Source organism: Streptomyces ipomoeae 91-03 (assembly GCF_000317595.1).
GTDB lineage: Bacteria > Actinomycetota > Actinomycetes > Streptomycetales > Streptomycetaceae > Streptomyces > Streptomyces ipomoeae.
On the sequence record NZ_AEJC01000476.1, the window covers coordinates 1 to 8,286 of the forward strand.

The window sequence follows — 8,286 nt, forward strand, 5'->3', positions numbered from 1 at the left end:
CGCCCCTTGAGCTGGGACCTCGTACGACCGCTCGGAGGACCGCCTACGAAACCACCGCTGGATCCGTCGGCTCGGACATCCGCTCGGAGTTGCCTTCGTCACCCACGGCGATTCCGCGCCGCTTGGACACATACACCGCCCCGATGATCACGGCGATCGCGAGCAGGGCGATGGCGACACGCAGCCCGACGCTCTTGTCCTCGCCGTAGCTGAACTGGATGACCGCGGGTGCGATGAGCAGCGCGACCAGGTTCATCACCTTCAGCAGCGGGTTGATGGCAGGCCCGGCGGTGTCCTTGAACGGGTCGCCGACCGTGTCCCCGATGACGGTCGCGGCGTGGGCCTCACTGCCCTTGCCGCCGTGGTGACCGTCCTCGACGAGCTTCTTGGCGTTGTCCCAGGCGCCGCCGGAATTGGCGAGGAACACCGCCATCAGTGTCCCGGTGCCGATGGCGCCCGCGAGATAGGCACCCAGGGCGCCGACGCCGAGCGTGAAGCCGATCGCGATGGGCGCCATGACGGCGAGCAGGCCGGGCGTGGCCAACTCGCGCAGGGCGTCCTTCGTGCAGATGTCGACGACCCTGCCGTACTCCGGCTTCTCGCTGTAGTCCATGATCCCGGGCCGCTCACGGAACTGCCGCCGCACCTCGTAGACCACCGCCCCGGCGGACCGGGAGACCGCGTTGATCGCCAGCCCCGAGAAGAGGAAGACGACCGCGGCGCCCGCGATGAGCCCGACGAGGTTGTTGGGCTGCGAGATGTCCATCATCAGGTTCATGGGCGCACCCGCACCGGAGACCTTCTCGTCGACGTCGTCCGCGGCCGTGACGATCGCGTCCCGGTACGAGCCGAAGAGCGCCGCCGCCGCGAGGACGGCGGTGGCGATGGCGATGCCCTTGGTGATCGCCTTGGTGGTGTTGCCGACGGCGTCCAGATCGGTGAGCACCTGCGCGCCCGCGCCCTCGACGTCGCCGGACATCTCGGCGATGCCCTGCGCGTTGTCGGAGACGGGTCCGAAGGTGTCCATGGCGACGATGACACCGACCGTGGTGAGCAGACCGGTGCCGGCGAGCGCCACCGCGAACAGCGCGAGCATGATCGACGCCCCGCCGAGCAGGAAGGCCCCGTACACGCCGAGACCGATCAGCAGCGCGGTGTAGACGGCCGATTCCAGGCCGACGGAAATACCGGCGAGGACGACGGTGGCCGGGCCGGTGAGCGAGGTCTTGCCGATGTCGCGGACGGGCCGTCGGGTGGTCTCGGTGAAGTAGCCGGTCAGCTGCTGGATCAGCGCGGCCAGCACGATGCCGATGGCCACCGCGACGAGCGCGAGGATCCGCGGGTCGCCGCTCTTGCCGAGGATCGCGTCGTCCTCCACACCCTCCAGGCCGGCGTACGTCGACGGCAGATAGGCGTAGACGGCGATGGCGACGAGCGCCAGGGAGATCATCGCGGAGATGAAGAAGCCACGGTTGATGGCGCTCATTCCGCTGCGGTCGCTGCGGCGCGGGGCGACGGCGAAGATGCCGATCATCGCGGTGAGCACGCCGATCGCGGGGACGATCAGCGGGAACGCGAGCCCGGAGTCGCCGAAGGCGGCCTTGCCGAGGATCAGCGCGGCCACGAGCGTCACGGCGTACGACTCGAAGAGGTCGGCCGCCATGCCCGCGCAGTCGCCGACGTTGTCGCCCACATTGTCGGCGATGGTCGCGGCATTGCGCGGGTCGTCCTCCGGAATGCCCTGCTCGACCTTGCCGACCAGGTCGGCGCCGACGTCGGCGGCCTTGGTGAAGATGCCTCCTCCGACACGCATGAACATGGCGATGAGGGCCGCACCGAGACCGAAGCCCTCCAGGACCTTCGGCGCGTCGGCCGCGTACACCAGGACCACGCAGGACGCGCCAAGGAGGCCGAGACCCACCGTGAACATGCCGACGACGCCGCCCGTGCGAAAAGCGATCTTCATTGCTTTGTGCGAGACGGTGGTGAGATCTTTTTCCGGCTCACCCGGTCCCGGTGTCGCTTCCCGGGCCGCCGCGGCGACACGGACGTTGCTGCGTACAGCGAGCCACATACCGATATAACCGGTGGCCGCCGAGAACGCCGCGCCGATCAAGAAGAACACCGATCGGCCGGCGCGCTGATTCCAGTCGTCCGCAGGCAGCAGCATGAGCAGGAAGAACACCACGACGGCGAATACACCAAGAGTGCGCAACTGCCGCGCCAGATAGGCGTTCGCGCCTTCCTGTACGGCCGCCGCGATCTTCTTCATGCTGTCGGTACCCTCGCCCGCCGCGAGCACCTGGCGTACCAGGACTCCGGCGACGGCGAGCGCGGCCAGTGCCACGACGCCGATCACCATGACGATGATCCGGTTGTCGTCAGTCAACACTGCGGCTGCGAAGTTGGTGGATTGATCAATCCGTTGAGGGGTAGAAAGCCCCGCCATTCGTCCTCCTTGACGCTTGGGCTGAGCTCAAGATGTGGACGGATTGTAGGGAGCTGAACCTGATCAAAACAGTGCGCGGTAAATGGAATTGGCCTTCACATGCCGTTCAGCAAATGATCCGCACACCGCCACACTACTCGAAAGAAGTAACACCTCAAAGGCATTGACCCTTGATCAAATCATCGGGTGTTCGATCGTGAATTCCTTCACGAATTCCGGTGTTCCGATGAACGGAGATCGGAACAGAGATCGGAATAAATGCAAAGGGCCCTGCTCAGCAGGGCCCTTGCTTGTACTGCGCGCCGTACTACGTGTCGCACCGCGTCGCACTGCTCGCGTGCGACGTGAAGCCGTGAGGGGTCAGGTCAGCACCGCGGTGGGTGGCGCCGTCGGCCAGCTCATACGGATCAGCCCACCGTTCTCACCGGCGGTGACCTCCACGTCGTCGACGAGGCCGCTGATGACCGCGAGGCCCATGTCGTCCTCCTCGCTGTCCATGTCCGCGTCGCCACCGGCGCCCGATGCCTTGCCACCGGGGACGGCGTGCGGCGCCTTGTCGCCGACCTCGATGGAGAACTGTTTCTCCTCCTCGATCAGCGACACATGCACCGGCGCCGAGATGCCGCCGCTCTGATGCAGTCCCACGGCACGGGTGCACGCCTCGCCGACGGCGAGCCTGACCTCGTCGAGGACGGCCTCGTCCACTCCGGCCCTGCGCGCCACCGCTGCCGCCACCAGTCGGGCGGTCCTGACGTGTTCGGGCAGCGCGCTGAAGCGGAGTTCAACGGTGGCCATGCATCCCCCTCGGAACTTCGGGCGTGCTGTCAGGGGGCCGGGACCTCGGGCCCGGTCCCCCCTCATTTGTCTCTGGCCGTTCCGGGCGCGGGGCCCGGTCCGGACGTGATCAGTCGGTGGCCGCCACCGCTTCGTCGACCGAGGTGTGGATCGGGAACACCTTGGTCAGACCGGTGATGCGGAAGATCTTCAAAATCCGCTCCTGGTTGCACACCAGGCGCAGCGAGCCCTCATGGGCCCGTACTCGCTTCAGGCCGCCCACCAGAACGCCGAGCCCGGTGGAGTCGAGGAAGTCGACGCCCTCCATGTCGACGACGAGGTGGAAACTCCCGTCGTTGACCAGCTCGACCAGCTGCTCACGCAGCTTGGGCGCGGTATAAACGTCGATTTCGCCACCGACCTCGACGACCGTACGATCGCCGACGGTACGGGTCGACAGGGACAGGTCCACGGATCCTCCAGCACCTTGCTATCGAGCGTTCGCCCCTCGGGACACCTCGGCTTGAAAGCCCCCGGGACGGTTCGCCAGCCGCGATGGCATTCAATCACTTACCGGCAGGCGTGCACGACGCCTTGGGTCCATTGTCCGTCACGCCGGTGACACACTCGGTGCCGATGGCCAAGAATCACCAATCCGATCGATCCTCGACGGACACCGCCCCCAGCCCCTCGCCGGGCACGGTCCTGGACCGGCTCGCCTCGGGGCCGAGCCGGGCTTCGCGCATCACTCATACGGAGCATGTGCCCCCGCGCGAGGGCCGCCATGCCGTCTGGCCCGACCGGATCCGCGCGGAAGTCATCGCCGCCGTACAGGCCGCCGGAATCGAACACCCCTGGTCCCACCAGGCACGCGTCGCCGAGCACGCCCTGGACGGCGACTCGGTCGTGGTCGCCACCGGCACCGCCTCCGGCAAGTCGCTGGCCTATCTGGTGCCGGTGCTCTCGCGTCTGCTGGACGGCGCCGAGGCCCCCAACGGCCGAGGCACGACCGCGCTCTACCTGGCCCCCACCAAGGCGCTCGCGGCGGATCAGCGGAGATCCGTGAAGGAAATTTCACAACCTCTCGGCAATGTCGTACGCCCCGCCGTGTACGACGGCGACACCCCCGTCGAGGAACGCGAGTGGATCCGCCAGTACGCCAACTACGTCCTCACCAACCCCGACATGCTCCACCGGGGCATCCTCCCCTCCCACCCCCGCTGGTCCTCCTTCCTGCGCGCCCTGAAGTACGTCGTCATCGACGAGTGCCACACCTACCGCGGCGTCTTCGGCTCCCACGTCGCCCAGGTGCTGCGCCGACTGCGCCGACTGTGCGCCCGGTACGGCGCCGACCCCGTCTTCCTGCTGGCCTCCGCGACCGCCGCCGAACCGTCGGTAGCCGCGTCCCGCCTCACCGGCCTGCCGGTCGTCGAGGTCGCCGACGACGCCTCCCCTCGGGGTGAACTGGTGTTCGCCCTCTGGGAGCCCCCGCTCACCGAGCTGCACAGCGAGAAGGGAGCGCCGGTACGGCGTACGGCGACCGCGGAGACAGCCGAACTTCTGACCGATCTGGTTCTGCAAGGCGTCCGCTCGGTCGCCTTCGTACGCTCCCGGCGCGGCGCCGAGCTGATCTCCGTGATCGCCCAGGAACGCCTCGCCACAGTGACATCAGCGGCTGACGCCGCGGGCGCCCGCTCCCTCGCCCGCCGCGTGGCCGCCTACCGCGGCGGCTATCTCCCCGAGGAACGCCGCGCCCTCGAACGCGCACTCCACTCCGGCGAACTCCTCGGCCTCGCCGCCACGACCGCCCTCGAACTCGGCGTCGACGTATCCGGCCTGGACGCCGTCCTCATCGCCGGCTACCCCGGCACCCGCGCCTCCCTGTGGCAGCAGGCGGGCCGCGCCGGACGCTCCGGCCGGGGCGCCCTGGCCGTCCTTGTCGCCCGCGACGATCCCCTGGACACCTTCCTGGTCCACCACCCCGAGGCCCTGTTCGACCGGCCGGTCGAGTCGACCGTCCTCGACCCCGACAATCCCTACGTCCTCGCCCCGCACCTGTGCGCAGCCGCCGCGGAACTACCCCTGACGGACGAGGACCTGGAGCTGTTCGGCCCCGAGTGCGAGAGCCTGCTGCCGCAGCTGGAGGCCGCGAAACTGCTTCGCCGCCGGGCCAAGGCCTGGCACTGGACACGCCGGGAGCGGGCCGCCGACCTGACCGATATCCGGGGCCAGGGCGGACGCCCCGTCCAGATCGTCGAGGCCGGGACGGGCCGGCTCCTCGGCACGGTCGACGCGGGCGCCGCCCACACCACCGTCCACGAGGGCGCGGTCCATCTGCACCAGGGCCGTACGTACCTGGTGCGCGAACTGGCCCTGGAGGACTCCGTCGCCCTCGTCGAACAGGCCGACCCGCCCTATTCGACGGTCGCCCGCGACACCACCTCCATCTCCGTCCTGGAGACCGACACCGAGATCCCCTGGGGCGACGGCCGCCTGTGCTACGGCTCCGTCGAAGTCACCAACCAGGTCGTCTCCTTCCTCCGTCGACGCCTCATCACCGGTGAGGTGCTCGGCGAGACCAAACTCGACCTCCCTCCTCGTACGCTGCGCACCCGAGCCGTCTGGTGGACGGTCACCGAGGATCAGCTGGACGCCGCCCGGATCAGCCCGGAGATCCTCGGCGGCTCCCTGCACGCCGCCGAGCACGCGTCCATCGGCATGCTCCCGCTGTTCGCGACCTGCGACCGCTGGGACATCGGCGGCGTCTCCGTCCCGCTCCACCCGGACACCCTGCTGCCGACGGTCTTCGTCTACGACGGCCACCCCGGCGGCGCCGGCTTCGCGGAGCGCGCCTTCCACACCGCCCGCGCCTGGCTCACCGCCACCCGCCAGGCCATCGCCTCCTGCGAATGCGACGCCGGCTGCCCGTCCTGCATCCAGTCCCCCAAGTGCGGCAACGGGAACGAGCCGTTGCACAAACGGGGTGCCGTGCGGCTGCTGGCCGAGCTGTTGCGCGGAGCCCCTCCGGAGGACAGGGCGCCCGGCGCTACGCAGGAGGACCAGGCGCCTGACGCTCCGCGGGAGGGCCGAGCACCTGACGCTCCGCGGGAGGACCAGGCGCCTTAGAGCTCGGGGGGAACTGGGGGTGGCGACTGCGGGTGGCGTGTGGCTGTCGCACCCACGCGGCGGAGCCGCAATCCGTACAGCCCCGCGCCCGGCGCCCCTGGATGGCCCTTCGGGCCGATCCTTCGAACAGAGCCGCACGCCGACCGCCTCGCCCCTACCGGGGCGGACCCGGTGGGCCCGCTCGGGCCCTGGACTCGGCGGTGAGCGGGCCGCTGCCCGATACCGCCGTCACGTCCGAGATCTCTCCCTCCACCTCACATCGCACCAGTCGGCTCTCCTGGGCCCGTGCCACCCGTTCCGCCGTCGCGCAAGCGGCTTCGCTGCCCTTCATCCAGTGGTCAGCGGCGGCGAGGGCCGCGAGATCGGCCGCGCCGGCCACCCGGTGTCGGACCACGACGGCCTGGCCCATGGCCAGCACGGCACTGAACACGACGCACAGCACGGCGAGCACACCGGCGACCCAGGCGGTCGCGGAGCCTCTGTCCGACCGTGCGGCCCGCGACAGCCGCCCCGGCCACGAGAGCCTCCTCATCCGGTACCCACCCCCACCGTCTCCTCCGCCAGCGCCACGGCCTCATGGCTGAGGTCGAGGCCCAGACGACCCGGCCCCGGCGACCGGGCCGAGACCAGCACCCGCACATAGTCGCCCTCCCGGCCCACGCTGACCCTCGCCCCGTCCGGTGCCGCCCGCCGGGCCGCCGCCGCGACCGCGCCCGGCGGATCCTGTCGTGCCGCGGCCCGGGCCCCGACCCGCGCCGCGTCCACGCACTGGATCTGCGCGCAGGCGGCGAGCAGGGCCCACACCAGCGCCATCGCGAACAGCACCAGCACGGGCAGGGCCATGGCCGCCTCGGCCGTCACGAATCCCTGGTCGCCGCCCAGGGCCCTGCCGCGCCGCCGTGGCTCACGCGCCGCCACTGAGCGCCCTCCCCACGATCTGCTGCAGCTCCGCCTGCACCTGCCCGCTGGTCACCACCTTGTAGAGCACAGCGGCGAAGGCCACCGCCGCGATGATTCCGACGGCGTATTCGGAAGTCACCATTCCGGCATCCCTCCGCGCCGCCCGCACCCGACACATCACGGCCCGCACCATCCGGACCCGCACGGCTTCTCGCACTGCCTTGAACATCTCAACCCCCGTGAGGCTCTGTTCCGTCGACTGTCGACAATTGGTCACTGCTGATCACTGGCCGCTGCCAGTCACTGCTGCTCGTCGCCCACCGCGGCTGGTCACCGGCGACGGGCCGCCTCCGGCCACTGGTCACTGCCGACCACCGGTCGTTCACGTATCGCTCGTCATCCGCCACCACCCCCTCCCAACAGCCCGTCCGCAAGTCCGATCACCACCGGCAGCACGCCCACCGCGATGAAGGCGGGCAGGAAGCACAGGCCCACCGGTGCGGTGACCATCACGGCGGCCTTGCGGGCCCGTTCCGTCGCCGAGCGACCCCACCCGGCGCGGGCCTCGGCGGCGAGGCGGGCGACCGGGGCGGCGGCCGGTACGCCGGAGCTGTCGGCCCGTTCCAGGAGCCGGGCCAGTGGTCCGGCTCCCGGCAGCGCGGCCAACGCCCGCCACGCCTCGGCCGGTTCGCCCCCGAGCCGCGCCTCGGCAGCACCTCTGGCCAGCCGCTCCCCCACGGGCCCGCCCAGGGCTTCCCCGACGGCCTGCGCGGCCACCACGGGGCTCGCCCCGGCCGCGATACACGCGGCCAGCAGATCGGCGGCGAGAGGCAGTTGGCGCGCGGCCTCTGCCACGTCCTACGCCTCCGCCGGACCACCGCCGGCGCTCCGCGCCCGCCGCAACCACCACCATGCCCCGCCCCCGGCGGCCAGCCCCAGCAACAGCCCCAGGAGACCGCCGACCAGCACCCACCCGGCACCCGCCACCCCGACGACCGGCAGCCATCGCCGTACGGCGCCCCGGAGCGCGGGATTCC

At 70.5% G+C, this 8,286-nt stretch carries 7 protein-coding genes and 1 pseudogene; 1 reads left to right on the plus strand and 7 read right to left on the minus strand.

Features of this window, described 5'->3' with window-relative positions; translation table 11 throughout:
* Positions 1–43 precede the first annotated feature (43 nt).
* The 3 genes from STRIP9103_RS31170 to bldG form a co-directional block, all read right to left on the minus strand.
* Complete coding sequence (locus STRIP9103_RS31170; protein WP_009327114.1) at positions 44–2,449, minus strand: sodium-translocating pyrophosphatase; 2,406 nt, start codon at positions 2,447–2,449, stop codon at positions 44–46.
* A gap of 360 nt (positions 2,450–2,809) precedes the next feature.
* Entirely contained in the window at positions 2,810–3,244 is a 435-nt protein-coding gene (locus STRIP9103_RS31175) for an ATP-binding protein (protein ID WP_009327119.1), read from the minus strand.
* Between the two features lie 109 nt (positions 3,245–3,353).
* Complete coding sequence (gene bldG / locus STRIP9103_RS31180; RefSeq protein ID WP_005475923.1) at positions 3,354–3,695, minus strand: anti-sigma factor antagonist BldG; 342 nt, start codon at positions 3,693–3,695, stop codon at positions 3,354–3,356.
* Positions 3,696–3,778: 83 nt separating this feature from the next.
* Between bldG and STRIP9103_RS31185 the strand changes: the two genes are divergently transcribed.
* Positions 3,779–6,349 carry a DEAD/DEAH box helicase gene (locus STRIP9103_RS31185; RefSeq protein ID WP_078614115.1) on the plus strand — a complete coding sequence of 857 codons (2,571 nt, stop codon included), beginning with the start codon at positions 3,779–3,781 and terminating at the stop codon, positions 6,347–6,349.
* Positions 6,350–6,503: 154 nt separating this feature from the next.
* On the opposite strand, the gene STRIP9103_RS31190 is transcribed toward STRIP9103_RS31185, so the two are convergent.
* The 4 genes and pseudogenes from STRIP9103_RS31190 to STRIP9103_RS31205 form a co-directional block, all read right to left on the minus strand.
* Complete coding sequence (locus STRIP9103_RS31190; RefSeq protein WP_009327120.1) at positions 6,504–6,881, minus strand: Rv3654c family TadE-like protein; 378 nt, start codon at positions 6,879–6,881, stop codon at positions 6,504–6,506.
* On the minus strand, positions 6,878–7,267 hold the full coding sequence (locus STRIP9103_RS31195) for a TadE family type IV pilus minor pilin (RefSeq protein WP_009327116.1): 390 nt from the start codon (positions 7,265–7,267) through the stop codon (positions 6,878–6,880). The genes STRIP9103_RS31190 and STRIP9103_RS31195 overlap by 4 nt, the downstream gene beginning before the upstream one ends.
* Complete coding sequence (locus STRIP9103_RS31200; protein ID WP_048821317.1) at positions 7,254–7,478, minus strand: DUF4244 domain-containing protein; 225 nt, start codon at positions 7,476–7,478, stop codon at positions 7,254–7,256. The genes STRIP9103_RS31195 and STRIP9103_RS31200 overlap by 14 nt, the downstream gene beginning before the upstream one ends.
* 167 nt (positions 7,479–7,645) lie before the next feature.
* Positions 7,646–8,286, minus strand: a pseudogene (locus STRIP9103_RS31205) (type II secretion system F family protein); the annotation flags it as partial.

Excerpts from the sequence above, each read along its gene's own strand:
- STRIP9103_RS31170 (WP_009327114.1), bottom strand. The coding sequence starts at position 2,449 with ATGGCGGGGCTTTCTACCCCTCAACGGATTGATCAATCCACCAACTTC.
- STRIP9103_RS31175 (WP_009327119.1), bottom strand. The coding sequence starts at position 3,244 with ATGGCCACCGTTGAACTCCGCTTCAGCGCGCTGCCCGAACACGTCAGG.
- STRIP9103_RS31185 (WP_078614115.1), top strand. The coding sequence starts at position 3,779 with ATGGCATTCAATCACTTACCGGCAGGCGTGCACGACGCCTTGGGTCCA.
- STRIP9103_RS31190 (WP_009327120.1), bottom strand. The coding sequence starts at position 6,881 with ATGAGGAGGCTCTCGTGGCCGGGGCGGCTGTCGCGGGCCGCACGGTCG.
- STRIP9103_RS31200 (WP_048821317.1), bottom strand. The coding sequence starts at position 7,478 with ATGTTCAAGGCAGTGCGAGAAGCCGTGCGGGTCCGGATGGTGCGGGCC.